The organism is Citrobacter sp. Ce104 (genome assembly GCF_030334595.1).
Taxonomy (GTDB): Bacteria; Pseudomonadota; Gammaproteobacteria; order Enterobacterales; family Enterobacteriaceae; genus Citrobacter; species Citrobacter europaeus.
Genome location: NZ_JAOWDP010000069.1, coordinates 478,570 through 505,214 on the forward strand (window position 1 = coordinate 478,570; position 26,645 = coordinate 505,214).

Sequence of the window (26,645 nt, forward strand, 5' to 3'; positions counted from 1 at the left end):
GAGATTGTCATTATGCCGATTAAAATATTGAATAGTCACCAGGCGAAATTATCGCCAATTCCGCAGCTAACGTACCAGAGGGTGCATGATGTTTAAGAAAGGGTTAACGGTGTTATTGCTGGCCAGCGCGCTTTTTTCCGGTCAGCTTTTCGCTACTAATCAGGGACATGAGTATCTTCAGGTGCAGGATGCCGATCACTTACTACGACACACCGCCGACAGCGATGAACTGCGAGTGACAGCGGAAGAATCCGCCGCCGATCTTCGCGAACACCATTACTGGCAAAAATCACGCAAGCCCGATACTCATCTGAGCTGACCTTTAGTTTTTACGCTTTGGCAACGTTTTCAGCAGTTCTTCGGGGCTGACGGAAGCCACCACGCTGCCCGGCAACGGCATCTTCAGAATGTGATGTTTCATCTTGCCGATCACGTGCATTTCGCACGGTCGGCAATCAAATTTCAGCGTCAGGACCTCATCGCCGTTAACCAGTTGCATTGGCGTGGCTTTCCAGCTTTTGATATTCCCTTTCGCCTGTTTCGGACACAGGTTAAACGCAAAACGCAGGCAATGTTTAGTGATCATCACCGGCACATCGCCCTTTTCTTCATGTGCTTCATAAGCGGCATCAATCAGCTGAACGCCATAACGGTGATAAAACTCACGCGCTTTATGGTTATAGACGTTAGCCAGGAAGCTCAGATGCGTTTGCGGATAAACCGGCGGCGGCTGTACAACCGGTTTACGGCGGCCACGCTGATAGTTTTGCAAACGTGCAGCATCCAGCATGTCGACCGCTTCACGTCGCAACTGATTCAGTTGACCGTTCGGCACAAACAGCGCTCCCGGCAGATTCACCTGAATGCTGCGGGCGTAATAAAGCGTTTGTCCAAGCTTTGCCAGACCATCCTGCAGGTTGCTCAACGCTTTTTCCGCATTGTTCGCTTCCTCGAACTGGCCATCCAGCGTATGGGTGATACTCACCCCCTCCTCACTGGTGAGCGTCAGAATCAACTGCTCCTGCCAGCCACCCAACTCAATATCGACCGCGACGCGCCGCTCGCTGGAGGTTTTGGTCAATGCCTGCTGCCAGTTATGATCGAGGTTGCGGTTCAGCGGGTGATTGGCACGTACTTTGTGCAGATCGGCGGGCATTTCATTCGGCCATACCCGATAACGATTGTGCCCCGTTTTTTCTACGGTGTTGGCGCGAAATCCGACCACTTCGCGTTTGATTAACACGTTCAGGCCATCCCCGTTAGCCAGCGGTTCTGTCACTTCAACATCGAGATGATCTTTTGCCACCTTCAGGACTTCGCCGACCGGCAAACCGATAAACTTTGGTGAGTCGAATGCGCCGATATCACCTTTACGAGCATTCACAAAGTAATCGGTACTGCCGCGATGGAAGGTTTTTTCCGTGGATGGCGTAAAGAAATGTTCGGTACGCCCGGCTGAAGAACGGGCCAGATCGCCCCGCTCTTCAATGATTGCGTCCAGCATCTGACGATAATGCGCGGTAATATTCTTCACATAGCTCATGTCTTTGTAGCGCCCTTCAATTTTGAAGGAACGCACACCAGCATCAATCAATGCGCCGAGGTTGGCGGTCTGATCGTTATCTTTCATCGACAGCAGGTGTTTTTCATAGGAGACCACGCGCCCCTGATCGTCTTTCAGGGTATACGGCAAGCGACAAGCCTGAGAGCAGTCGCCGCGGTTAGCGCTGCGTCCGGTTTGCGCATGTGAAATATAACACTGGCCTGAATAAGCGACGCACAGCGCCCCGTGAATGAAAAATTCAATAGTCGCATCCGTAGCCTGATGGATGGCCTTGATCTGCTCAAGGCTCAGTTCGCGCGCCAGGACAATCTGGGTGAATCCGACATCAGCAAGAAACTTCGCCTTCTCGACGCTGCGAATATCACATTGAGTGCTGGCATGCAGCTCAATGGGCGGAATATCCAGCTCCAGGATTCCCATGTCCTGCACAATCAGGGCATCAACGCCGGTCTGATACAGATCGGTAATTAACCGCTGCGCGGGCTCCAGCTCATCATCATGCAAGATCGTATTTAGCGTCACAAAGATTTTCGCCCCGTAACGATGAGCGAAAGGCACCAGTTCGGCGATATCTTTCAGGCTGTTACTGGCGTTATGGCGCGCGCCAAAACCCGGTCCGCCAATGTACACAGCGTCTGCGCCGTGTAATATGGCTTCACGCGCAATGGCGGTATCCCGGGCCGGGCTTAACAATTCAAGGTGATGAGGCTGCTGGCGCATACAGTTGTTATCATCCACAAGCGATAAAAATGGCGGCTATTGTAGTCACAAGCGCGGCTTTTCGGAATAGTTTTCCCGATTAACTACGCGGGTAATGGATCAGCGAATGAAAGTGCGCTGTTTGTTCGTGACCGTTACGGTAGCTATGCGCCCTGTCTCCGGCAAAACGCACCCCCTCGCCGGGTTTAATGGTGCGCCATTGTCCCTCAATACACATATCCAGCAGCCCATTTATCACCACCACGTGTTCTATCACGCCGGTTTCATGCGGAGTCGATTCACTGAGCGCGCCGGGTGCCAGCAGTATCGAAAAATGATCGAAGCACAACTGCGGATCCCACGGAAACAGCGGTGTGACGACCATCGCCTGCTGCTGGGGATCAAATATTGGCGCACTGTCTGACTCCGGTGGTGAAATGAAGGTCGAAAACGGGACGTTCAGTCCGGTGGCAATTTTCCACAATGTCGCCACCGTTGGGCTGGATTCGTTGCGCTCAATTTGCCCCAGCATGGCTTTCGACACGCCGGTTTCCTCCGCCAGACGCGACAGACTCCATTCCCGCTGGTGACGTAGCGTCTTGAGCGTTGTGGCCAGATAGTGGGTTAAGTTATCCATTTTTCTCCTTCCTAACTATCCCTTCTCAGGGCTACAGCTTAACACTTGTACGCTATAACGCACAGTGCTACAGTGATTGACCGTTATAACGCACACGGAGTCACTATGCGTGCATTTTCCATCCCTCTGCCCACCGTACTATCGGGCTTCGTGGCTGTCCTGGTCGGCTACGCCAGCTCGGCTGCCATTATCTGGCAAGCGGCTCTGGCCGCAGGTGCGACGACTGAACAAATCGCGGGCTGGATGACCGCGCTGGGAATAGCAATGGGTGTCAGTACGCTGGCGCTGACATTATGGTATCGCGCCCCTGTGCTCACAGCCTGGTCAACGCCCGGCGCTGCGCTGCTGGTGACGGGCCTGCAAGGCGTCACAATTCAGGATGCCATCGGCGTTTTTATCGTAGCTAATGCGTTGATTGTGTTGTGCGGCGTAACCGGGCTGTTTGCCCGTCTGATGAAAATAATCCCCCATTCACTGGCATCAGCCATGCTGGCTGGGATCCTGCTGCGTTTTGGTCTGCAGGCGTTTAATAGCCTCAACAGTGAGCTTATTTTGTGCGGTAGTATGCTGGTGGCATGGCTGGTATTTAAAGTCACAGCCCCACGGTATGCAACGATCGCCGCGATGCTGGCGGGTATTGCTATCGCACTGATGAAAGGTGACGTTGTCACTAGCGGAGTGGATCTGTCGCCGGTGATGCCAGCGTTTATTGCCCCCCACTTTTCTTTGGCCCACAGTATCAGCATTGCACTACCGCTGTTTCTGGTCACTATGGCTTCGCAAAATGCTCCAGGTATTGCCACTATGAATGCGTCGGGTTATTCGTTACCCGTTTCACCACTCATTGTCTTTACCGGCCTGCTGGCCATGTTGTTTTCACCGTTTGGCGTCTATTCCATTTGCATTGCCGCTATCACCGCCGCAATTTGCCAAAGCCCCGAAGCGCATCCTGATGCTAAACGGCGCTGGCTCGCCGCCGCCGCTGCTGGTGTTTTCTATCTTCTGGCTGGGGTGTTTGGCGGTTCGGTCACAGGAATGATGGCGGCCCTGCCGGTAAGCTGGATCCAGATGCTGGCCGGTCTTGCTTTGCTCGGGACGATTAGCGGTAGTTTATATCAGGCATTGCATAATGAAGCAGAGCGCGATGCAGCTATCGTTACGTTTCTGGTCACGGCCAGCGGCCTGACGCTACTGGGTGTTGGCTCTGCATTCTGGGGATTAGTGGTCGGCGGTATCTGCTACGCAGTGTTGACGTTATTTCGCCGCACGTAACTGCGTTGGCGTTTTACCCGTTACCTGTTTAAACCGATTACTAAAATGGCTCGCAGAACTGAACCCGCAGGCCATCGCAATGTCCGACAAACTGCGTGAAGAGTAACAGACCAGATGCTGCGCCAGCGCCATACGGCGTTGCATCACGTACTGATGCGGTGCCGTTTTCATCGACTGGCGAAACATTCTGGCAAAGTGGAATTCACTAAGCGCCGCCTCGCTTGCGAGGTCGCTCAGGGTTATTGGGTACGCCAGATGCGCGTCAATATAGGCCAGCACGTTGCGTAAGGTGGCCGGCGCAAGTCCTCCAGTGACGGTAGGCAGTCGCCATTGAACATTACTGTAATGCTGGATCAGATGCGTTAACAGCAGCGAAGAGGCAGCGCTGAGCGTGAGATGATTGGCCGGTTGCTGCCAGTCGTTACCAAGCAAAAACTGACGGTAAACCGCCGTGATCCCCGGGTCACTGCCAAATGTATGCTCGTCCAGCGTAAAGCTATAGGGGCTTTTGTCCCAGACTTTTTCACCCACTTCGCGCAGATGAGCGTCGGTACAATACAGGTGAACAAAGGAGAGATCGTCGCGGATATCCCAACTTGACTCGCTTTCTTTCGGCATCAGGCAAAAACGGTCAGGTCCCCCGCCATTCTTCCAGCCTCCCGCCGTTTTGTGGTAACTCTCGTAGCCATCCGCGATGTATAAACTGAGCGTATGGTGATCGCAATACTGAGTGATGGTATCACGCTTATTTGACCAGGCCGCCAGTTGGATCCCTGAATGTAACGCAACCGATTCATGCAGCACGGCATTATGTTTGCGTAAGTTTTCAAAGGCATCGTAGGGCTGAGGCATACCATCACATTCAAAATAAGTTAGCAGGCTTTCAGTCTATAACAGCCACATATTGTTAACAGCTGCCTTTTCGCTTTTACGCTAAAAAAGCGCAAGATTTTGCAAGTCCGCCGCAAGCCGATGAAAGCCTCCTGCCACCAGACATGACACAGTGTGAGCCTGACGACAAAAAGAGAGAGTTGTATGAACGCACTGTTGTACTGCCTGGTGGTGGTCATTTGGGGAACGACATGGATTGCGATTTATTTGCAGCAAGGCCCGGTTTCTGCGCCGGTTTCTATTTTTTGGCGCTTTGCCGTTGCCAGTTCGGTGATGATAGTTATCCTGCTGGTTAGCGGTAAATTACGCAAACTGTCTGGCCGCGATCATCTGTTTTGCCTGTTACAGGGCGGATGCGTTTTTTGCTTCAATTTCTGGTGCTTTTATTCAGCTGCAGCGTGGATTAATACCGGCCTGGAGTCGGTGATTTTCTCAATGGCAGTCCTGTTCAATGCGGTCAATAGCTTCATCTTTTTTGGGCAAAAACCACCGCTGCGCTTTTATATTGCAGCCGGTCTGGGACTGACGGGCATTGTTACCCTATTCTGGCAAGATTTGCTTAACAGCGGGTTCAACCATTCACTGATGCTGGGCATCGGTTTAAGCGCTTTGGGAACCTTCGGCTTCTCATTGGGTAATATGATCAGCCTGCGTCACCAGAAAAAAGGGCTGGAAGTGTTAACAACCAACAGTTGGGCCATGCTGTACGGTACGCTGCTGATCGCCGCCATTGCGCTGGTGCGCGGTGACAACTTCACGCCGCAGTGGACATTTAGCTATCTTAGCGCGCTGTTGTATCTGGCTATTTTTGGCTCAGTGATTGCCTTCGGCGCGTATTTCACACTGGTAGGTCGCATTGGCCCCAGTAAGGCGGCATACAGTACGCTGCTTTTCCCGCTGGTCGCGCTGACGCTATCAACATTGTATGAAGGATACGTCTGGCAGGTTAATGCGATTGCCGGACTCGTATTGATATTACTGGGGAATATGGTGATGTTTGCCCGACCAGAAGCGCTGATGGGTAAACTATTATATCGACGCCGGACGGCATAAAAAAACGCACCATCCAGGCATGGTGCGTTCTTCATTATTATTATGGTTTTTTATTCACGTCAAACATGGTGGCATCAGTCGCCATCTCATCAACAACTTTCTTCAACGTCTCGAACGCCATCGGCGTGCTTTCGTTGTTCAGGTCCTTGCCTTCACCCTTACGTACAACTTTAATCACTGGTTTATTGGTCGCCGCATCAATCAACTCACCCTCGAAATAGAGGTTGGTATCCATGGTACGGTGACCCGTCGCCATTTGCGTTCCTGCAACGAGCAGGGCAACCGGAACCACTTCATAGAACTGCAGCCCTTCTTTGCTGGTCGCAACACCGGTAATCGCTCCGCGGAAAATCAGGCTACGTGGTCCAGGGGTAGCCACCAGCGGTTTACGCTTGCTGATAGCGGATTTCAACTGTGTATTGGTATAGGTCAGCAGTTGATCAAGAACCTGCTGCCCTACCTGCGTAGTAGGCTTAGGAACCGGATAATACGTTACCGGGTTATAAACAATGTTGTCATATTTGGATTCGTTGTAGCTCGGATCAACCCAACGGAGTACCGTTTGTCCCGATGCTGATTTTGTTTCCTTCAGATCAGAGTAATTTTTTAAAAACCCAGAATATTTTTCCGGCTCGGTTACTTTTGACGCACAGCCGGATAATGCCAACAAGCCAGTAAGCACTGCAACTTTAAATAAAGTTTGAGTACGCATGAAACGATCCCTTTAGTTTTCGCAATGATGCCTAAAAAGGATAGCAAAACAGTTTCATTTTAGATGTACTAAAAATGGTAAGCACCGCACAATTTTATCTCTGCGCTCAGCACAAAAAATGCTGAACGCAGAAAGAGTTAACCCAGACGGGAGACTCAGGCAGTTTTACGTGCCAGCATTGTGGCAAAGCGCAGTTTAATTCGATTACCGTTTTCATCCGTGCGATGAAGTTCGCCCACGTCTTCGTTATATTTCAGCAGATCCCACCCGTTGTAATAGTTGCGTAATTCTCCGGCTTTAAATGCGAACGGAAAACCAACGGTGCACGGGAAATCATCGGTATCCATCGCCGCAACGATTAAGTTATATCCACCCGGTTTCGTGCAACGTTGCATATTTTCAATAAGGCCAGGGATAGTTTTGGCTTCAAGGAACATCAGCACAACGGTAGACAGAATAAAATCATATTCGCCATCAAAGCGTAATGCGTTGAGGTCCGCAACATTCGCCTGCAGATTAGTCAGCCCTTCAGCGGCTTTGATCCTTTCAAGATTAGCGATGCTCATGGGGTTTTTATCCCATGCTGTCACGTCATAACCGTTTGCCGCAAGGTACAGGCTGTTACGACCGTTACCGCAGCCCAGATCCAACGTTTTGCCCGGTTTTACAATTTTTGCCGCTTCAACGACATCGGAATGTGTACGGGTTAAATCGTATTTCTCAGTAAAGTAGTTTTCGTCGCAAAGGGTCATTATTTATCCTCAGATTTCAGTAATGCAGTACGCTCCGTGCGGATGAGCAGTTTTCCCTGCATCAGCAATGCAAACGTACGTACCAGTAATAATGCAATGATAAAATTGGTAAAAATAAACAGTGGGATCGACAGCGTATGAAAAAATCCCGAATCGCTTCCGTGCCCCAGGTGCAGCCCTGTTGTCGCCAAAGCCGACACGCCAAACGAGAAGCTCCAGAAAGACGCATTAAATGGCTGTGACAAATACCACGGCATAAGGCGTAGCATGAACAGAAGTTGCAGCAAACCATAGCCGAATAGCATTTTAGCTAACGTATCGCCCTCGCCGCCGTTGACGCTAAGCCAGGCGCTGCAAGCGACCAGCGCAGGCGCCAGTTGAATGCCAAGTGAGGTTCGTAAAACCGCAGGCAGCTCGCCGCAGCTACGTAAACGTTGCAGAATCACTGGCTCCAGGCTGAGCCAGGAAAATACCCCTGCGCCCAAAAAAACCAATCCTGCATCATTGAAACCAAGCGCTCCACAGGCCATTGCGCTGATAAAGTTATTGGCGACGGTTGGCAGATACAGACCCGGCGTGGTGGCTTCCTCTGGATGCGCACCGCGCCATAACCCTGCCGTTTGCCAGGCCGCGTATGCCAGCTGTATCACCACCCCAATGCTGAACAATCCAATAGCCAGCGGTCGATACCATGGGACAAAACCAATCGCTACCAACATCGTGGTGGCCGGAAACAGACTGACAAAGCTACTCATCACCGGGTGACGAATTTCCGCCAATACGCTATGCGGAAATCGCAGTAAACGGCTCAGAAAGGCTAGCGTCAGCAGCCCCCAAATGACCATGGCGAGGATCACTAAACCGTCGCCAATCCGGTGGCTCACTGGCCACACCTGACTGGCATAACGCCACGCGAATCCCATCCCGATGATGCCCAGTACCATGCCAAAATAACCGGCCGGAAGATTGAGGACCCGCTCACTCTGTTTGTTCTTACTCATTTTGTTTATTTTTTAAAGTATATTTGAAATGCATTTTATGGAATTTCCGCTGATTTAGCCAGTGCGGAAAACTTTGCTACGTTTAACTAAGGTGCGCCACACGGAAATGAGCTATGACCAAATATCGTCTGGGCGATGAGCCTCGTTCCTTTAGTTACCAGGATAATGGCAATAAAAAAAGCGTATTACTACGCCAAATCATTGCGCTCACTGATTTTAGTGATGTCCTGGCCGGTACACCGGGCGGCTGGATTGATGACGAATGCGTATTGTCGCAAAGCGGCGACTGCTGGATTTACGATGAAAACGCGCTCGCGTTTGCCGGGGCGACGATTACAGGAAACGCCCGCATTACCCAGTCAAGCGTAATCAGAGATGGCGCGCAGATTAGCGATGCCGTGTGGATTGACCGGGCTGAAATCAGCCACAACGCGCAAATACGTGACAACGTCACCATTCAGGATTCGGTGGTTCGCGGTGAGTGCCTTCTCTTCGGTGATGCGCGCGTTATGTGTGGCTCTGAAATCATCGCCGCCAGGGGGCTAACCCGTGAACGCGACCAGCTTCTGCAAATTTACGAACGGGCCACCGTCAGTCATTCTCGGGTGGTTCATCAGGCGCAGATCTATGGCGATGCGCAAATCAACTATGCGTTTATCGAACATCGGGTGGAAGTTTTTGAGTTCGCCCAAGTGGAAGGTAATGAAGAGAACAATGTCTGGATTTGCGATTGCGCCAAAGTCTACGGCCATGCGCGCGTCGTCGCCGGAACCGGAGAAGACGCTATTCCTACCCTGCGCTACAGCTCGCAGGTGGCGGAGCACGCGGTGGTTGAAGGTAACTGCGTGCTGAAACACCATGTGCTGGTCGGCGGTCACGCGCATTTACGCGGTGGGCCGCTCCAGCTTGATGGTCATATCCTGATTGAAGGTCACGCCTGCGTGCAGGGCGAAGTGCTGATCGAGCATCATATTGAAATAACCGGCCAGGCGCACATTGAAGCGTTTGATGGCGATGCTATTCATCTGCGCGGGCCGAAGGTGATCAACGGTGAGCAGCGCATTACGCGCACACCTATCGCAGGCTTATTCTGAGGGACCATCAATGATGCGGGCATACAGATTCACATCATGGTAATCACCGTTAAGGAACTCCGCCTGTTGCATACACCCTTCCAGTTGGAAGCCATTGCGCAGCGCCACCTGGTTGCTCTCAACGTTCTCCACACGACATTTAATCACAAAGCGGCGGATCTCCTGACGCTGTGCAAAATGATGAATCAATGCTTGTAACGCCAGGGTCATGATGCCTTTTCCCTGCTGCTCCTTATCCAGCCAGTAGCCAATATAAGCCGCTTTGTTCAGCGGTTCTATCTGGTTAAACGAGATGACGCCCACCACAGTTTGTTGCGCAAAAATAAGGAACATTTTGGCGTAACCGCGCTGGTGCAGCATCATATTGCCCTGCACGTTCTTGCGGGTGTCTTCCTCAGAGGCAACAAACTGCGGCCAGTTCAGCGACTGCTGGAGCCAGATTTTATTTTTAAGCACCAACTGATGCAGAGGTGTGACGTGTTGCTCTTCTACGGCACGCAGTTCTAACGTGTCATTGATGGTAATCACTTCTGACATTTTCATTCCGTTATGCTGGTTAATCTCATTAAATAAAAACAGGAAGGGCTTCCCTTTTGGAAGCCCTTTTACACAGCAAGTGCCGTTTTGCTTAGCTCTCGCTGACACTCTCTTTTTGCAATATTTTGAGCAGATCTTCCTTCAGGTGGAGTTTCTGTTTCTTAAGGCGAACAATGTCCAAACTATACCCCCGACCATCCGAACCTTCCAGTCTGGAGATCTCATGATCAAGGCTGTTGTGTTTTTCGAATAAGGACAGAAAGCGAGGGTTCTCGGTTTTCAGTCGGGAAATAAGGTCTCTGTATTCTGGAAACATACTTTCTCCCTGTTAGTGGACAAGAATGTGTATAAGAAATAGACACCCACAGAGTACCCATTTGGCATACAGAAAAATGCGAACAGGATCGAGTAAATAGTGTACAGAGTCGTTATGAGGAGGATTGCAGATACGGCTCCCCATCTGGAGAGCCGTAAAGGAAGTGATTAACGCATCTCGCGGTCGTCAACGTACTGACGTTTATCCGGCGCTGGCGGGAAGTACTGATACAGCCAGGTTTCGCTGATGGCGTCGCCCTGACAACGCAGGAACATACGCATATCTACCGGATCGGTTGAGTCAGAGGTCGGATACCAGTCAAACTGAATGCGATAACCGTCGATAGGTTCCACGTAGAGGATCTCAATCTGTTTCGCTTCACCGCTGGAGAGCGTAATTACCGGTTCAATACCCTTCGGCGCAGCCGCTTTCAGGTCGCCGCCGACGAAATCAACGGCAAAACGACGCGCCCATTTTTCCGGGTAGTGCTCGCCCGGCGCCCATCCTTCCGGGAAACCGCCCATGCCAGTCCGGGTCGCCATCACGCGAGCCAACGGCGAACGCACCGGCGGCTGAGCGCTCCAGTACAGGCGATATTTGAATTCCAGCTCATCGCCGGCTTTGATCTTCTTATCCGGCTGCCAGAAGCAGACGACGTTATCCAGCGTTTCACCGGTCGTTGGGATCTCCATCAGGCCGATGGTCCCTTTGCCCCACTGGTTACGCGGTTCGACCCACAGGCTTGGACGTTTGTTATACCAGCCCATGATGTCCTGGTAATGGGAGAAGTCGCGATCGAGCTGCAGCAAGCCAAATCCTTTCGGGTTGTTATCGGTATAGGCGTTGAACTGCAGTTTTTGCGGGTTATTCAGCGGGCGGCAGATCCACTCGCCGTTGCCCCGCCACATCGCCAGACGATCGGAGTCATGAATTTGCGGGTGAATAGTGTCGCACATCCGACGTTCATTATTGCCGCAGCTGAACATGCTGGTCATCGGCGCAATGCCGAGCTGCTTGATGTCTTTACGCGCGTAAATATGGTTTTGTACATCCATGATCACCTGCGTTTTCTCGCAGTGGATCACAAACTTGAATGCGCCCGTTACGCTAGGGCTGTCGAGAAGCGCATACACGGTAAAGGAGGTTGCGCCCGGTTTAACCGTTTCGAACCAGAAAGAGGTGAAATCAGGAAACTCTTCTTTGCTGTCGGTGTAGGTATCTACCGCCAGACCGCGGGCCGATAAACCGTACTGGTAGGTGTCATCCACGGCGCGGAAATAGCTGGCGCCCAGGAAAGAAACGACATCGCGGCGAGCCAGTTCTGGCGCTTTAAACACGCGGAATCCGGCGAATCCGAGGTCAGTCTGCCCTTCCAGCTGTTTGGTATCCACACCCGCATCGTTGTATTTAAACAGTTCCGGACGGAAGTGAATTTCACGCGCCATATGCGTACTGCCATCAACCGAGAACATGCGTACACGGCGACGGAAGCCCATTCCCACATGGAAGAACTGTGCATCAAGCTGACGATTTTCAACGTTGTTCCACAGAGACTGCTCTGCGTCATATTGAATGCTGTTGTAGGCCTGCGGCGTCAGTTTCGCCAGCGTGTCCGGTAACGCGCGCGGTGCGCCGCCCCAGGGCTTCTGTGCTAAGTCATGGGCCATCGATTGCAGAACGGAAAAATCAAAACGTACGGTTTTTCCGTCTGCAATGTCAGACTCTGCCGCAAAGGCGGCGCGGGAAAAGAGTGATGCAATACCACTGGTTCCGCACACGGCGGCCATTGCCATTGAACCTTTAATAAATCGTCTGCGATTCATGCCTGAAAGTGAGTCCTTCTGGTCGTGTAAATGGTCCCGCGCCGGTCAAAATCAGCGGCAAGAGAGTGCACATTTCTGACCGCTCACTCTAGACAAAATTCATTAATAATCCAATTGTTGGTCGCCGATTATCTGTACAAAATCGAAAATATTTTATGTCGATGGGAACAGACCGAATCCCATGTAAATTCCATTAAAGTAAACCACACCGACGTTTACTTCGATCTTGCGCCTCTTGATACAGCGCGAACTCATCATAAACCGCGCACCCCAATGCCTGTTCAAACGCGTCGCGGCTGGAATTCCCGTGGCTGCGAGCCTGAGTTTCATTCCCCAGATTAGACTGGAAAATTCCCGCGGCGCTCACCGGTAAAAAATCTTCGTAGGTGATGGGTTGCGCAACCAGCCAGCCCCGTTCAATGAGCGGCTGCGGGTCGTCATCCGGGCGAATAGCCTGCCGATGCGCTTCGCCTGATGGCGTCAGACGATAGCGGAACCAGGCGAGTCCCTGCTGGCGCAGCAGGAATTCGCTGTCCGGGAAGGCTTTGAACACCTCCTGAAGATGTAGCTGGTGTGTCAGGTTGTCTTTTCCCGTTCCCGCGTTATTCAGCAACTCGTCGTACAACGCTCTGCCTTTCGGCGTCAGGGCCACGCCGCGCTGTTCGATCTCGCCAAAACGCGCCGTGTGAGTGCCGCGCATTTCTCCGGCAAACAACACCGGTTCTTCCAGCGCTTTGAAACTGGTCTGACGTAATAAAATCGGCACCTCGCGGCGCGGCGGCCCTTCAATCAATATTTTCGGCTCAATGCCGCATTCCGGCATCATTGACTGCACCCGGTCAATATCCAGCGTACGCGGCGTCAGGTGGTTGATATGACAACCGGGGAAACACACCACATCGGCAATCAGCCGGTGTTCGTTGTGTAATGCGTGATAGGTCGCTTCATCGACCGTGGCATGCTGATGCCAGCGAAAAGTTTCCAGCACCTCATGCACAAACTCCTGCGCCTGCTCAGGCGTAAAACTGCCCTGCGCATCAAACTCATCCAGCAGTGCATGACAACGCCGGGTGAAAATATCGCGTTTTGCGAGCATCTCCGCGGCCTTCTGCCGCAGCGCGGCGTTTTCGATTAATTCGAGTCGTAATAACGAGGTGAATACCCGAAACGGGTTGCGCGAAAGCGACGCATCGTCGATGGGACGAAAAGCGGTGGAATGTACAGGCACGCCGGCCTGGGAGAGATCGTAATAACTCACCGGATACATGCCCATAATGGCAAACATCCGGCGCAGCGTAGAAAGTTCTTGCGCAGTACCCACCCGAATAGCGCCGTGGCGCTCAACGTTGAGTCGGGCCAGCTCATCTGCATTAGCCAGTTTTTCATGCAGCGTGGGATTATTTTCCAGTACCGCCAGATTCACATCAGCGACAAGTTCCAGCAACGTGCCATATTGCGGGACTTCCTGCTGGTACATTGCTGACATTGCCTGCGAAAATTGTTCCCGAATCTCATCTGCCGTGATGGTGTTCGCCATAATGTCATGTCTCCAGTGAATATTACCTGGAGTGTAGAAAACACCGCTGACTCCGGTGGGAAGAATTTACAAAGTGTGACCCCGCGTAAACTTCCCACCTATACAGACGGCGAACAAAACCTACTGGCGTGGTTTTAAATGACTTTCCAGCCAGGGCAGCATCTGTTTTTTACGGCTGAGCATACCTTCAACTTTGCAGGGCTGCGGGATGTCTGCGAGCTCAGAACCGGCGAACCACAGGCTGGTGTCGCCCAGATTAATATCGGTGAGCATCAGTACCACCAGCGCAGCATTCTTTTCCTCTGCATAGCGCGCCATTTCCAGACGAAGATCGGCCAGCACGGCATCCACCTGTTGCAGCGCATACAGTTCAAGCTGCGCCACACAGACCGAATGTCCATGGATGGTGAAAGTTTTAATGTCTTTGTGCAGAAGTTCGCGGGCGCTCATCCCATCCACGCTGGTTTTGGCAGACAGCAGGTCGCGACTAAAAGCGTCAAGGTCCACACCGGTTTTTTGGGCCAGCTCATCCACGGCCAGGCGATCGTCGGAGGTGGTCGTTGGCGAACGAAGCGTGACAGTGTCACTCAACGCGGCGCCCAGCAGTAAAACGGCCTCAGCGGCAGACAGCTGGTTATGCTCATCTTCCGTCATCAGTTGCCATAACAGCGTCGCGCTGCTGCCGACGGGCTTCACCCACACTTCTGGCGGCAGGCGAGTCACTAATCCACCGAGTCGGTGATGATCGATAATTCCCACCACGTTACTTTCTGCCAGCGATTCCGGCCCTTGGGCCGGCTCGGTAAAATCGACCAGCCAGACATCACTATCGGTCAGTTCGAACGTCAGCCGTTCAGGCATTTCCAGCCCCGCATGCTCAAAAATAAATTGCGTTTCGCGGTTCGGTTCGCCCAGACGCCATGCCGTCGCCTGTTGGCCACGTAAAGTAAGCCAACGCGCCGTCATGGCAGCAGTACAAATGGCATCGCTGTCGGGGTTAAGGTGCCCTATTACATGTATCATTAATCAGTGCCTTGTGAAGAGAATGGTTCAAAAGCAAACAATACCTACAGTATATCGACCTGGCCCATTCCCTTCCATGATCCCATCCCCCAGCAACGCTGTACAAAACATAAGCAAAACAAATTAGTTGTAAGTAAAACATGATAAATGTTAATAATATTTTGCTATCAGGTTATCAAAAACGAACAACTTCACTTGTCACCGATACGGCTCTGTTTTTAACATCGCTTATGGAAAAAAATGTTCTGTTCAATCAGCGCATTCGCTTGCGCCACCTTCATACTTTTGTCGCCGTTGCACAGCAGGGAACGTTGGGGCGCGCGGCTGAGACCCTTAACCTGAGCCAACCGGCCCTCTCCAAAACGCTAAATGAACTGGAGCAACTGACCGGTACCCGGCTCTTTGAGCGTGGCCGCCTCGGTGCACAGTTAACGCTGCCCGGAGAGCAGTTTCTTACCCACGCAGTAAGAGTGCTGGATGCGCTTAACACCGCCGGGCAAGCGTTAAACCAGCGTGAAGAGTCGCAGACTGATGTCGTACGGGTTGGCGCCTTACCCACCGCGGCTCTGGGCATCCTGCCGGCGGTCATTGGCCCGTTTCATAAGCAGCAAATGGAAACCACGCTGCAGGTTGCCACCATGAGTAATCCCATGATCCTGGCGGGTTTAAAGTCAGGGGAAATTGACCTCGGCATTGGCCGTATGGCCGATCCGGAATTGATGGTCGGTCTGAACTACGAATTATTGTTTCTGGAATCGCTCAAACTGGTTGTGCGCCCTAACCACCCGTTGTTGCAAGAAACCATTACGCTGAGCCGGGTCATGGAGTGGCCGGTGGTGGTTTCACCAAAAGGAACCGCGCCTCGCCAGCACGCAGAGGCATTGTTGCAAAGTCAGGGCTGTAAAATGCCGCCTGGCTGTATTGAAACGCTGTCAGCATCGCTCTCCCGCCAACTGACAGTTGATTACGACTATGTATGGTTTGTCCCTTCAGGCGCGGTTAGAGAAGATTTACGCCAGGCGACGCTGGTGTCATTACCGATTCCCACCCACGGTGCGGGTGAACCCATCGGGATTCTTACCCGGGTCGATGTGCAACTCTCTCAGGCCGCGCAGATCCTTATCGCCGCAATACGCAAAACCGTACCGTTTTGATGCCAAAAATAAAGGGACCATCTGGTCCCTTTATTTATTGTTAAAACGTTTCCCAGTTATCGCCGCTGGCCGTTGCCGCCTGCGGACGAGAATGATCCGCAGTAGTGGTCACCGGAGCGCGTTTAATTGCGCTTGTCCCGGTTAACCGGAATGTGCCAACGGCTTGTGTTAAGCGTGCCGCCTGCTCTTCAAGAGAGGCTGCCGCAGCCGATGCTTCTTCAACCAGCGAGGCATTTTGCTGCGTAACCTTATCCATTTCTGATATCGCCTGGCTCACCTGTACGATACCCCGGCTCTGCTCATCAGAGGCTGCCGCAATTTCCAGCATGATGTCGGTGACGCGTTTTACTGCATCGACAATATCCGTCATCGTATTGCCCGCCGCGACGACTTCTCCGGAGCCCTGGTCAATCAGTCGGACCGATTCGCTGATCAATCCTTCAATCTCTTTTGCCGCCTGAGCGCTGCGGCTTGCCAGCGTACGTACTTCACTGGCAACGACGGCAAACCCGCGCCCCTGCTCTCCTGCTCGCGCCGCTTCGACCGCTGCGTTCAGCGCCAGAATATTGGTCTGGAAAGCAATGCTGTTAATCACGGCGGTGATTTCGGAGATTTTCTTCGAACTCGTTGAGATATTGCCCATGGTTTTCACCACACCAGAGACCATCTGACCACCCCGGCTGGCCTTGCCGGAAGCATCTTCCGCCAGCTTGCTCGCATGATGCGCGTTGTCGGCGTTTTGCTTCACCGTGGCCGTCAGCTCTTCCATGCTGGCCGCCGTTTGTTCAATCGCCGCGGCCTGTTGTTCGGTACGTGAAGACAGATCAGTGTTCCCTGCCGAAATCTCACTGGTACCGCGATAAATTTCTTCCGCCCCCTGACGTACAGTGCCCACCGTTTTCCCAAGCGATCGTTGCATTGTCTGCAGATGGCGGCTCAGGCGACCAATTTCGCTGCGCCCGGTCGGTTCCTCCTGCATGGTCAAATCCCCTGCGGAAATTTGCTCAATACGCAGGGCTGCGCGCAACAGAGGATGAATGACGGTACGACGCAGAACAATGAACGTCATTACGGTCAGCGCCAGCGCAAGAACAAATGCACCCAGCATAAAAGCCATGCCGAGCTGTGTACGTTGGTGCGCCTGTTCGCTTAACTGGTTCGCCCTTGCGGTACGAATGTCGATCGCTTTTAACAACACCTTGTTGTAAGCAGAGTCCAGCGGTCTGGCCTGTTCATTTTCATGGTTGATGATCGCTTCAAACATGCCGTTTTTAGCGTACTTCAACATAGGCTGTAAGCCGTCGGTATAGGCTTTGAAGCTGGCGCTCAGTTCAGCATCTAACGCTTCATCGGCAGAGGTTTTTACCGCGCGTGACATATAAGCATTGAAACCGTCCTGCGACTGCTTAATCCGTTTTTCTGCCTCGGCAATATTGGCCTTCATGTCATCCATTTCGGCAATACGGCTCGCCGCGCCGGCGTGGATCATGTTGATACGTGCGGTGCGTAAATGGTTAGAGCTGTTAGATAACCCCATCCTGACCTGAATCTCATCGGTCACGTCGCGCTGATCGCGATCGGCCTGCATAAGAAAATAGCTTGCCAGTCCGGAACTTAAGGCGAACAGCAGAAGGATGCCACCGAGAATGGAGGAAAACAGCGGAACCAGCCGGATTTGATGCAGAAAGCCCAGTTTATTCTGGGCTTGCATCGATGTAGTGTTGTCCATGACCGTCGACTCTCTTGTAGGGTTTATGCGTGAAAACACGCCCGTTAGATAGTCATCGGCAATCCGGGAAGTTTACTTACCGTGAAAAGCGCCGGATTCGTCACACTTTCACAACATAATTCTAAAAAATTCAGGAAAGTGCCAGCGGTGAAATCCGCTGGCCAATGAATCAGTTATCGCCAAAGTGGATAACGGTACGGATGGACTTACCCTGATGCATTAAATCAAACGCTTCGTTAATCTGCTCCAGCGGTAAACGGTGGGTAATAAAGGGATCCAACTGAATTTTCCCGCTCATAGCTTCTTCAACCATGCCTGGGAGCTGGGTACGGCCTTTCACGCCGCCAAACGCAGAACCGCGCCAGACGCGCCCGGTTACCAACTGGAACGGACGCGTTTTGATCTCTTGCCCTGCTCCCGCCACGCCAATGATGATGCTTTCGCCCCATCCTTTATGGCAGCATTCCAGCGCCGCGCGCATCACGTTAACGTTACCGATGCATTCAAAGCTAAAGTCCACGCCGCCGTCGGTAAGCTCGACAATCACATCCTGAATCGGTTTGTCGTAATCCTTCGGGTTGATGAAATCGGTCGCGCCCATTTCACCTGCCAGCTTAAATTTTTCCGGATTGGTATCAACAGCCAGAATACGCCCGGCTTTCGCCTGCACCGCGCCCTGAATGACCGCCAGACCAATACCGCCCAGACCGAATACGGCTACGGTATCGCCTTCTTTTACTTTTGCGGTGTTATGGACCGCTCCAATACCGGTGGTCACACCACAACCCAGCAGACACACTTTGTCCAGCGGAGCCTGCGGGTTAACCTTCGCCAGAGAGATCTCCGCACAAACGGTGTATTCGCTGAAGGTACTGGTGCCCATATAGTGATAAATCGGCTCACCGTTGTACGAGAAGCGCGTTGTGCCATCCGGCATCAAACCTTTGCCCTGGGTCGCGCGTACGGCCTGACACAGGTTAGTTTTACCCGATTTACAGAACTTACACTCGCCACATTCAGCGGTGTACAGCGGGATCACATGATCGCCCGGTTTCAGGCTGGTGACGCCTTCTCCCACTTCAACCACAATACCGCCACCTTCGTGGCCAAGTACCGCCGGGAACACACCTTCCGGATCGTCGCCGGAGAGCGTGAAAGCGTCAGTATGACACACGCCGGTGTGGGTAATTTTAACCAGCACTTCACCTTTCTTTGGTGGTGCGACGTCGATTTCGACAATTTTTAACGGTTGGCCGGGGCCGAATGCAACTGCTGCACGTGATTTCATTTGTCTCTTCCCATTATTGCGAGGTGATGGTGTTATTTTAGATAAGCACGCAGAAGATGGCCGATTTCAGCCATACGCACGGCACGCTGGTCTGGCGTCGTTTCCCCGCTGACCAGTTCGTCTTTCAGGTGGATCTCAACCATTTCGCCCATCAGGCCATTGGATGCGCCGCGCACGGCGGCAATTTGCTGCAGGATCGCCAGGCACGGTTCGCCGGACTCCAGCGCGCGCTCAAGCGCATCAACCTGACCGCGAATACGGCGTACACGGGTGAGAATGCGCTTTTTATCTTCAGGTGAATGCGGCATACGCCCTCCTAATACTATAGGGGGGTATACTATCAGATTTGTTATTTAGCTGTAAAATATATGATTTATTAAATATCAATGAGTTAGTTTAAACGTTTAGTAACCCTCTTCCACTCTCCAGTTTTGTCATAAGTGGATTCGAAGGCATTTGATATTGTCAGGTCCTGAATACACCATTCATCGAACGTATCGGCAACCAACCTGACATGATCAATTTTTTACTAATCTATATTCCAGGCTAACAGCACTAATACTCTCTCACGTCAATAACCACTAAAAGTTAATGGTTTATAAAACAATTTAACCTTACAATAACCATCCTTTTTCATGTCTTAAGTTTAAGCAGGAGAAAAAATGGAGCTCAGCCGGAGGCAGTTCTTTCGAATCTGTGCGGGCGGTATGGCAGGAACAACTGTTGCATCTCTCGGATTCTTATCATCTTTTTCCGTTCACGCGGAAACCCGTCAATATAAACTCTTAAAAGCAAAAGAGACGCGTAATAACTGTACGTACTGCTCAGTAGGCTGCGGCATGCTGATGTACAGCCTTGGCGATACAGCCAAAAACGTCAAAGAAAGTATCTACCATATTGAGGGCGATCCGGATCATCCGGTGAGCCGTGGATCGTTGTGCCCGAAAGGCGCTGGTGTGCTGGATTATATTCATAGTGAAACGCGTCTGCAGTATCCCGAATATCGCGCACCGGGTTCGGATAAATGGCAACGTATTAGTTGGGACGATGCGATTAACCGTATTGCCCGACTCATGAAAGATGACCGCGATGCCAACTTTATTGAGAAAAACGCCCAGGGCGTTACCGTCAACCGCTGGCCCACTACAGGCATGCTATGTTCTTCAGCGGCAAGCAATGAAACCGGGATCCTCGACGGTAAATTTACTCGGGGATTAGGGATGGTCGCTATCGACTGTCAGGCACGATTATGTCATGGCCCCACCGTTGCTGCTCTTGCACCAACTTTTGGGCGTGGCGCAATGACCAACAACTGGGTCGATATCAAAAACGCCAACGTAGTGCTTATTATGGGTGGCAATGCCGCTGAGGCGCACCCGGTAGGTTTTAAATGGGTGGTCGAAGCGCAAACTAAAAACGACGCCACCGTGGTGGTGGTCGACCCGCGCTTTAACCGTAGCGCCGCAGTCGCTGATTTGTACGCACCAATTCGCGCTGGTTCCGACACCGCATTCCTGCTAGGCGTGATCCGCTATCTGCTGAAAAACGACCGAGTACAGCACGACTATGTTCGTCATTACACTAACGCCAGTCTGATTATCCGTGATGACTATCAGTTCCATGACGGCTTGTTTAGCGGCTACGACGATAAGAAACGTCAATATGATAAGTCGAGCTGGTTTTATCAGCTTGATGAGCAGGGTTACGCCCTGCGTGATGACTCGCTAAACCACCCACTTTGCGTGTTGAATCTGTTGAAAGCCCATGTCGAACGCTATACGCCCGAAATGGTTAACCGCTTGTGTGGGACCTCATTGGCAGACTTCAATCGTATCTGCGAAATTCTCGCCAGCACCAGTGTGCCTGACCGCACTGCAACTATCCTTTACGCTTTGGGTTGGACTCACCACTCCGCCGGAGCGCAAATTATTCGCGCCGCCGGTATGCTCCAATTACTGCTGGGCAACATAGGCATGGCGGGCGGTGGCGTTAACGCCCTACGTGGCCACTCCAATATTCAGGGCTATACCGATCTTGGCCTGTTATCGACGAACCTGCCGGGTTATATGCCGCTACCATCGGAAAAACAGCCAGACTACCAGACCTATATTTCTCAAATCACGCCGCCTGCGCTAGGCGTGAATGAGGTCAACTACTGGCAAAATACGCCGAAGTTCTTTGTTAGCATGATGAAAAGTTTCTGGGGCGATCGCGCAACCGCGAAAAATAACTGGGGTTACGACTGGCTGCCTAAATGGGATCGCCTGTATGACGTAATGACTCAGGCCGAATTGATGCTTGAAGGGAAAATTAATGGTTACATCGTTCAGGGATTTAATCCGCTGGCGGCGTTTCCCGATAAAAACAAATCATCCCGCTCGCTTTCAAAACTGAAATATATGGTGGTTATCGATCCCCTGGTCACTGAGTCTTCCAATTTTTGGCAGAATCATGGCGAAATGAATGATGTGAAACCGGCAGATATTCAGACCGAAGTTTTCCGTCTGCCCTCTTCCTGCTTTGCTGAGGAAAACGGCTCAATTGCTAACTCCGGGCGTTGGTTACAGTGGCACTGGGCGGCAGCAGAACCACCAGGGGAAGCCTTACATGACGGGAAGATCCTTGGCCGCCTGTTTATGCGGCTGCGCGAGCTATATCAGCAAGAAGGCGGCGCGAATCCACAGCCCTTGTTGAATATTGCCTGGAATTATAAAGATCCCTACGACCCGCACCCGGAAGAGATTGCGCGTGAAGCAAATGGCCAGGCACTTGAAGACCTTTATGATGACAAAGGCCAGCTTATTGCCAAAAAAGGCCAGCAGCTCAGCAGTTTTGCACAGCTGCGCGATGACGGTTCGACCAGCAGTTTCTGCTGGGTTTACTGCGGAAGCTGGACAGAGCAGGGTAACCAGATGGCCAATCGCGACAACAGCGATCCGTATGGTCTGGGCTGCACACCGGGCTGGGCGTGGTCCTGGCCTGCCAACCGCCGTATTCTCTACAACCGCGCTTCGGCCGATCCATCAGGAAAACCATGGGATCCAAAACGCGCCCTGCTGCACTGGGATGGCAAAAAATGGGCTGGTATGGACGTAGCCGACTACGGCCAGGCCGCACCGAGCAGCAACGTTGGTCCGTTTATCATGAACCCGGAAGGCGTAGCGCGTCTGTTCTCCATCGACAAAATGAACGACGGGCCATTCCCGGAACATTACGAACCCATTGAGTCGCCTATTGGTACCAACCCGCTACACCCGGATGTTGTATCCAGCCCGGTTGCACGTATTTACCATGACGATATCGCCAATATGGGTAAAGCGGATGCCTTCCCGTACGTCGCCACAACTTACTCTATTACCGAACTGTTCCGCCACTGGACCAAACATGCACTGCTCAACGCCATCGCTCAACCCGATCAATTCATCGAAATCGGTGAGGCGCTAGCGAGCGAAAAAGGCATTGCGGCAGGTGATACAGTGAAAGTGACGTCGAAACGCGGCTTTATCAAAGCAAAGGCGGTAGTCACTAAACGTCTACAAACGCTGATGATAGATGGTAAGCAGGTCGATACTATCGGTATCCCTTGTCACTGGGGCTTTGAAGGTGCTACGCGCAAAGGGTTCCTCGCTAATACCTTAACGCCATCGGTGGGTGATGCCAACTCGCAAACACCGGAATATAAAGCGTTTCTGGTCAACATCGAGCGAGCGTAAGGAAGGGAACTCATGACAATGCAATCACAAGATATTATTAAACGCTCGGCGACGAACAGTATCACGCCACCGCCCCAGGCGCGGGATTACCGTGCTGAAGTGGCGAAACTGATTGATGTCACCACCTGTATTGGCTGTAAAGGCTGTCAGGTGGCCTGCTCAGAGTGGAACGATATTCGCGATGAAGTAGGCTACTGCAACGGCGTCTACGACAATCCGACCGATCTCAGTGCTAAGTCCTGGACGGTAATGCGCTTTAGCGAAACCACCCAGAACGACAAGCTGGAATGGCTTATCCGCAAAGACGGCTGCATGCACTGTGCCGACCCGGGATGCCTGAAAGCCTGTCCATCCGCCGGAGCAATCATTCAGTACGCCAACGGGATTGTCGACTTTCAGTCAGAGCACTGCATTGGCTGCGGCTACTGCATTGCTGGCTGCCCGTTCAATATTCCACGGCTTAATCCTGAAGATAACCGGGTCTACAAATGTACGCTGTGCGTCGACCGGGTCAGCGTAGGTCAGGAACCTGCCTGTGTGAAAACCTGTCCGACCGGCGCCATCCAGTTTGGGACTAAAAAAGAGATGCTGAACGCGGCGGATACTCGCGTTATGCAGCTGAAAAAACGCGGCTATGCCAATGCGGGCGTCTACAACCCGCAAGGGGTCGGCGGCACTCACGTGATGTATGTGCTTCATCACGCGGACCAGCCGTCGCTGTACCACAACCTACCGGACGATCCAACGATCGCCGCGCCGGTGAATCTGTGGAAGGGGATCCTAAAACCGCTCTCCGCCGCTGGATTTATCGCCACCTTTGCCGGGTTGATTTACCACTACGTGGGCGTCGGGCCAAACAAAGAGACGGATGATGATGAAGAGGAGAACGGTCATGAGTAAACGCAAAATGATTCTGCGCACCAAATTCATCGACCGGGCCTGTCACTGGACGGTGGTGATAAGCTTCTTCCTTGTGTCGCTTTCCGGTATTGCGCTGTTCTTCCCGACGCTGCAATGGCTCACCGAAACCTTCGGTACGCCGCAAATGGGGCGAATTTTACATCCGTTTTTCGGGGTGATGATTTTCGTCGTGCTGATGTTTATGTTCGTCCGTTTCGTACATCACAATATTCCCGATAAACAGGATCTCCCCTGGATTAAAGGGATCGTTGAGGTACTTAAAGGCAATGAGCACAAAGTTGCTGATGTTGGAAAGTATAACGCAGGTCAGAAAATGATGTTCTGGAGTATCATGAGCCTGATTCTGGTATTGCTGGTTACCGGCGTTATTATCTGGCGGCCCTACTTTGCCCATTACTTCTCAATTACCATAGTTCGCTGGAGTTTGTTAATCCATGCGACAGCAGCAATTGTGCTAATCCACGCCATACTGATTCATATGTACATGGCGTTCTGGGTGAAAGGTTCAATTAAAGGCATGATCGAAGGGAAAGTGAGTCGACGTTGGGCGAAGAAACACCATCCTCGCTGGTATCGAGAGGTTGAACTTAATGAAAAAGAAACGCAGGAATTAGGGCCTAAATAAAATCAATAAGACCGCTATTATTTAGCGGTCTTATTCTCTTAATTGCCCAATGATATGCTACGGCGCTGCGTGACCTGAGTATGGAGCTGATAACAAACCCTACCCCACGCGCAATAAATCACTGTATCTCGTGGTATAACGCGGCGAAAGCATATCCCGCTTCATCGCCCACGGTTGCTGTATACCTTGCCCGGCAAAATAGAGCGTTCCTTTACCTTTTTCAGCATTAAGCGTATCCAGTACGTCCATCAGTTTATCGCTGTTACGCCGCGGCGCGTTGTCATCAAAAAGATTAAGCTGCGCAACGCCAGAGCTAAAAAAGTCTCCCAGCATGACCCCGGCTTTTTGATAACGCCGCCCCTCTCGCCATATTGCGTCCAGGCTGCGCGTGGCGGCAGCAATAATTTCCCGACTGTCCTGAGTTGGCGTCAGCAGTTTTATCGACGCGCTGTTACCGTAATAAGGTTCATTCAAAACAAACGGACTGGTTTTGATAAACGCAGAGATAAACCGGCAATACTGGTGTTCTCTGCGCAGCTTTTCCGCCGCTCGTGAAGCATAAGTGCAAATTGCCTCTCTCATGGCGTTGTACTCGGTAAGTTTTTCACCGAACGATCTTGAGCAGATAATTTCCTGTTTAACCGGCGCAAACTCTTCCAGCGCCAGACAAGACTCACCGCGTAATTCCCGTACGGTGCGCTCGAGCACGACGTTGAAATGTTTGCGAATAAAGCGAATGTCGGTATCCGCCAGATCGAGGACCGTTTTAATGCCCATGGCGTCCAGTTTCTTACTGATACGGCGTCCAACACCCCAGACTTCATCAACCGGGAGTGCAGCCATCAGCTTACGCTGACGTTCAATATTGGAGAGATCCACGACTCCGCCGGTTTGTTCCTGCCACTTTTTGGCAGCATGGTTTGCCAGTTTGGCCAGCGTTTTGGTCTGGGCGATGCCGACCCCAACCGTGAGACGTGTTTTCTGTAAAATGGTTGCTCTGATTTCCCGACCAAAATCCGTAAGATCCCGACAGTTTCGCACGCCCGTTAAGTCACAAAAGGCTTCATCAATACTGTATATCTCCACGCGTGGAGACAACTCCTCCAGAATCGACATCACCCTGCTGCTCATATCCGCATACAGCTCGTAGTTCGAGCTAAAGCAGAACACGCCGTAGCGCCTGAACAGATCTTTCTGTTTGAAGTACGGAGCGCCCATATTAACGCCAAGAACCTTCGCTTCCGCGCTGCTGGCAATGACGCAACCATCGTTATTTGAAAGAACGACAACGGGTTTGCCCTTCAGATCGGGGCGGAATGCCGACTCACAGCTGGCATAAAATGAATTAACATCCACCAGTGCAAACATAATCAGCCAGCCGCTTTAACGATAAATGTCACCACGCCAAATATATCCAGCGAGTCCTCGCTGCCGATCATGATCGGCGCGTAGGCGCTGTTCTCTGGTTTCAGCATCACCACCGGATGTAATTGCAGGCGTTTAACGGTGAACTCGCCCTCAATAGCGGCAATAACGATGTCTCCGTGAGTGGGCTTTCTGGCACTGTCGACAATCAGCAGATCGCCCTCACCAATCCCTGCTCCTGTCATGGATTCACCAGATGATTTTACAAAATAGGTTGCGCTGGGATGGCGCACCAGCAGGTCATTGAGATCGATTCGTTTCTCAACGTAGTCCTGCGCCGGAGAAGGAAAGCCACAGGGTACAACGTCTCTGAATAGCGGTAAGCATTTGATTTCGCGGTGTTGCGCAGGCTGGAAAAACAACATAATAATCTGCCTCTTATTCACTGTATTTATATACAGTAGTTTTAATAAGCGCAGCAATCAAGTGACGTGAGTGGCGAACTGAGCGTTGTTTAGCCATCTCGTCGGTAAGCTTTTATCGCATCTGGAAAAATAATTTCTGTTTTATTCGGCAAAGGAAGACGTTCATTTAGCCGGAACGATAAGGACGGTATTGGCGTAGGTAATAAACATGCTATTTCAGGGAAAGGCTTCCGTTCACCTCAGCCGTATCGCTTCTCTGTACACTGAACGCCAGTGAACGTGTTAAGGGTGCTATCGCCGCACCCTTAACAATCCCGGCTCCCGGCGGGAAAATTGCCACTTCGTGGTTCCCTCCGCTTATTCCTTCAGGCTTCCGGGCCGGGCGCGATGAAGCGTCCTTGCAAAGCGCGCCCTGAACCCGCATCCCTGCGGGTTCTCCCGGCCTTACGGAAACACGTCGGCAATTTTCAGCCGGACCAGCCACACCTGACCTCCTGCACTTTTATTTGAATAT

General features: G+C 51.9%; 24 protein-coding genes. 8 read left to right on the forward strand and 16 right to left on the reverse strand.

Going from position 1 to position 26,645, the window contains the following annotated elements:
• Positions 1-88 precede the first annotated feature (88 nt).
• Complete coding sequence (locus OGW16_RS25035) at positions 89-319, forward strand: DUF2554 family protein (RefSeq protein WP_043016251.1); 231 nt, start codon at positions 89-91, stop codon at positions 317-319.
• 3 nt (positions 320-322) lie between these two features.
• Here the strand turns inward: OGW16_RS25035 and OGW16_RS25040 are convergent, their stop codons facing one another.
• Both OGW16_RS25040 and OGW16_RS25045 read right to left on the reverse strand, forming a co-directional pair.
• Positions 323-2,284, reverse strand: a complete 1,962-nt coding sequence (locus OGW16_RS25040) for a peptidase U32 family protein (protein ID WP_043016250.1) — start codon at positions 2,282-2,284, stop codon at positions 323-325.
• 79 nt (positions 2,285-2,363) lie between these two features.
• On the reverse strand, positions 2,364-2,900 hold the full coding sequence (locus tag OGW16_RS25045; RefSeq protein WP_043016249.1) for a helix-turn-helix domain-containing protein: 537 nt from the start codon (positions 2,898-2,900) through the stop codon (positions 2,364-2,366).
• A 105-nt stretch (positions 2,901-3,005) separates the two neighbouring features.
• Between OGW16_RS25045 and OGW16_RS25050 the strand changes: the two genes are divergently transcribed.
• Positions 3,006-4,172 (forward strand): benzoate/H(+) symporter BenE family transporter, encoded by a 1,167-nt coding sequence (locus tag OGW16_RS25050; RefSeq protein WP_080625217.1) that lies wholly within the window; start codon positions 3,006-3,008, stop codon positions 4,170-4,172.
• Here OGW16_RS25050 and OGW16_RS25055 read toward each other — a convergent pair.
• Positions 4,155-5,024: a helix-turn-helix domain-containing protein gene (locus tag OGW16_RS25055; protein ID WP_043016247.1), complete on the reverse strand. Its 870-nt coding sequence runs from the start codon at positions 5,022-5,024 to the stop codon at positions 4,155-4,157. The genes OGW16_RS25050 and OGW16_RS25055 overlap by 18 nt on opposite strands.
• Positions 5,025-5,207: 183 nt before the next feature.
• Here OGW16_RS25055 and OGW16_RS25060 point away from each other — a divergent pair, with 183 nt between their 5' ends.
• Positions 5,208-6,116 (forward strand): DMT family transporter, encoded by a 909-nt coding sequence (locus tag OGW16_RS25060; RefSeq protein WP_080625218.1) that lies wholly within the window; start codon positions 5,208-5,210, stop codon positions 6,114-6,116.
• Between the two features lie 40 nt (positions 6,117-6,156).
• On the opposite strand, the gene OGW16_RS25065 is transcribed toward OGW16_RS25060, so the two are convergent.
• From OGW16_RS25065 to tehA, 3 genes are all read right to left on the reverse strand, one after another.
• Complete coding sequence (locus OGW16_RS25065) at positions 6,157-6,828, reverse strand: DUF3313 domain-containing protein (RefSeq protein WP_172863019.1); 672 nt, start codon at positions 6,826-6,828, stop codon at positions 6,157-6,159.
• Positions 6,829-6,983: 155 nt separating this feature from the next.
• Positions 6,984-7,580 carry a tellurite resistance methyltransferase TehB gene (gene tehB / locus OGW16_RS25070; protein ID WP_043016244.1) on the reverse strand — a complete coding sequence of 199 codons (597 nt, stop codon included), beginning with the start codon at positions 7,578-7,580 and terminating at the stop codon, positions 6,984-6,986.
• Positions 7,580-8,581 (reverse strand): dicarboxylate transporter/tellurite-resistance protein TehA, encoded by a 1,002-nt coding sequence (gene tehA / locus OGW16_RS25075; RefSeq protein ID WP_047411105.1) that lies wholly within the window; start codon positions 8,579-8,581, stop codon positions 7,580-7,582. The genes tehB and tehA overlap by 1 nt, the downstream gene beginning before the upstream one ends.
• A 113-nt stretch (positions 8,582-8,694) precedes the next feature.
• Between tehA and ydcK the strand changes: the two genes are divergently transcribed.
• On the forward strand, positions 8,695-9,675 hold the full coding sequence (gene ydcK, locus OGW16_RS25080; RefSeq protein ID WP_200007059.1) for a YdcK family protein: 981 nt from the start codon (positions 8,695-8,697) through the stop codon (positions 9,673-9,675).
• Here the strand turns inward: ydcK and rimL are convergent.
• The 5 genes from rimL to OGW16_RS25105 form a co-directional block, all read right to left on the reverse strand.
• On the reverse strand, positions 9,667-10,212 hold the full coding sequence (gene rimL, locus OGW16_RS25085; protein WP_286519223.1) for a 50S ribosomal protein L7/L12-serine acetyltransferase: 546 nt from the start codon (positions 10,210-10,212) through the stop codon (positions 9,667-9,669). The two genes, ydcK and rimL, sit on opposite strands and share 9 nt — an antisense overlap.
• A 91-nt stretch (positions 10,213-10,303) precedes the next feature.
• Complete coding sequence (locus OGW16_RS25090) at positions 10,304-10,528, reverse strand: HP1242/YdcH family protein (protein WP_043016240.1); 225 nt, start codon at positions 10,526-10,528, stop codon at positions 10,304-10,306.
• Positions 10,529-10,695: 167 nt separating this feature from the next.
• A complete protein-coding gene (locus OGW16_RS25095; RefSeq protein WP_047411098.1) occupies positions 10,696-12,351 on the reverse strand; it encodes a glucan biosynthesis protein D in 1,656 nt (551 codons plus the stop codon).
• Positions 12,352-12,544: 193 nt separating this feature from the next.
• Positions 12,545-13,888: a 2-oxoadipate dioxygenase/decarboxylase HglS gene (hglS, locus tag OGW16_RS25100; RefSeq protein WP_286519225.1), complete on the reverse strand. Its 1,344-nt coding sequence runs from the start codon at positions 13,886-13,888 to the stop codon at positions 12,545-12,547.
• Between the two features lie 120 nt (positions 13,889-14,008).
• Positions 14,009-14,911: a manganese-dependent inorganic pyrophosphatase gene (locus OGW16_RS25105; RefSeq protein WP_286519227.1), complete on the reverse strand. Its 903-nt coding sequence runs from the start codon at positions 14,909-14,911 to the stop codon at positions 14,009-14,011.
• Between the two features lie 230 nt (positions 14,912-15,141).
• On the opposite strand from OGW16_RS25105, the gene pcaQ reads away from it, so the two are divergent.
• Positions 15,142-16,065 carry a pca operon transcription factor PcaQ gene (pcaQ, locus tag OGW16_RS25110; protein ID WP_043017902.1) on the forward strand — a complete coding sequence of 308 codons (924 nt, stop codon included), beginning with the start codon at positions 15,142-15,144 and terminating at the stop codon, positions 16,063-16,065.
• Positions 16,066-16,105: 40 nt separating this feature from the next.
• Here pcaQ and OGW16_RS25115 read toward each other — a convergent pair whose 3' ends face one another.
• The 3 genes from OGW16_RS25115 to OGW16_RS25125 form a co-directional block, all read right to left on the reverse strand.
• Positions 16,106-17,794: a methyl-accepting chemotaxis protein gene (locus tag OGW16_RS25115; protein ID WP_043016236.1), complete on the reverse strand. Its 1,689-nt coding sequence runs from the start codon at positions 17,792-17,794 to the stop codon at positions 16,106-16,108.
• Between the two features lie 169 nt (positions 17,795-17,963).
• Positions 17,964-19,082, reverse strand: a complete 1,119-nt coding sequence (locus OGW16_RS25120; protein WP_008784862.1) for an S-(hydroxymethyl)glutathione dehydrogenase/class III alcohol dehydrogenase — start codon at positions 19,080-19,082, stop codon at positions 17,964-17,966.
• 32 nt (positions 19,083-19,114) lie between these two features.
• A complete protein-coding gene (locus tag OGW16_RS25125; protein WP_003833178.1) occupies positions 19,115-19,390 on the reverse strand; it encodes a metal/formaldehyde-sensitive transcriptional repressor in 276 nt (91 codons plus the stop codon).
• A 354-nt stretch (positions 19,391-19,744) separates the two neighbouring features.
• Here OGW16_RS25125 and fdnG point away from each other — a divergent pair, with 354 nt between their 5' ends.
• From fdnG to fdnI, 3 genes are read left to right on the forward strand one after another with little or no spacing between them, the layout of a single operon-like run.
• Positions 19,745-22,795: a formate dehydrogenase-N subunit alpha gene (gene fdnG / locus OGW16_RS25130; RefSeq protein WP_221922406.1), complete on the forward strand. Its 3,051-nt coding sequence runs from the start codon at positions 19,745-19,747 to the stop codon at positions 22,793-22,795.
• Between the two features lie 12 nt (positions 22,796-22,807).
• The gene (gene fdxH / locus OGW16_RS25135) at positions 22,808-23,695 is read left to right on the forward strand and encodes a formate dehydrogenase subunit beta (protein ID WP_043016234.1); all 888 of its coding nucleotides are present in this window, start codon (positions 22,808-22,810) and stop codon (positions 23,693-23,695) included.
• On the forward strand, positions 23,688-24,341 hold the full coding sequence (gene fdnI / locus OGW16_RS25140) for a formate dehydrogenase-N subunit gamma (RefSeq protein WP_043016233.1): 654 nt from the start codon (positions 23,688-23,690) through the stop codon (positions 24,339-24,341). Before fdxH ends, fdnI begins: the two co-directional genes overlap by 8 nt.
• Before the next feature lie 99 nt (positions 24,342-24,440).
• Here the strand turns inward: fdnI and OGW16_RS25145 are convergent, their stop codons facing one another.
• Positions 24,441-25,709 (reverse strand): Y-family DNA polymerase, encoded by a 1,269-nt coding sequence (locus OGW16_RS25145; protein WP_043016232.1) that lies wholly within the window; start codon positions 25,707-25,709, stop codon positions 24,441-24,443.
• A 2-nt stretch (positions 25,710-25,711) separates the two neighbouring features.
• Positions 25,712-26,131: a translesion error-prone DNA polymerase V autoproteolytic subunit gene (locus tag OGW16_RS25150; protein ID WP_043016231.1), complete on the reverse strand. Its 420-nt coding sequence runs from the start codon at positions 26,129-26,131 to the stop codon at positions 25,712-25,714.
• Positions 26,132-26,645 lie beyond the last annotated feature (514 nt).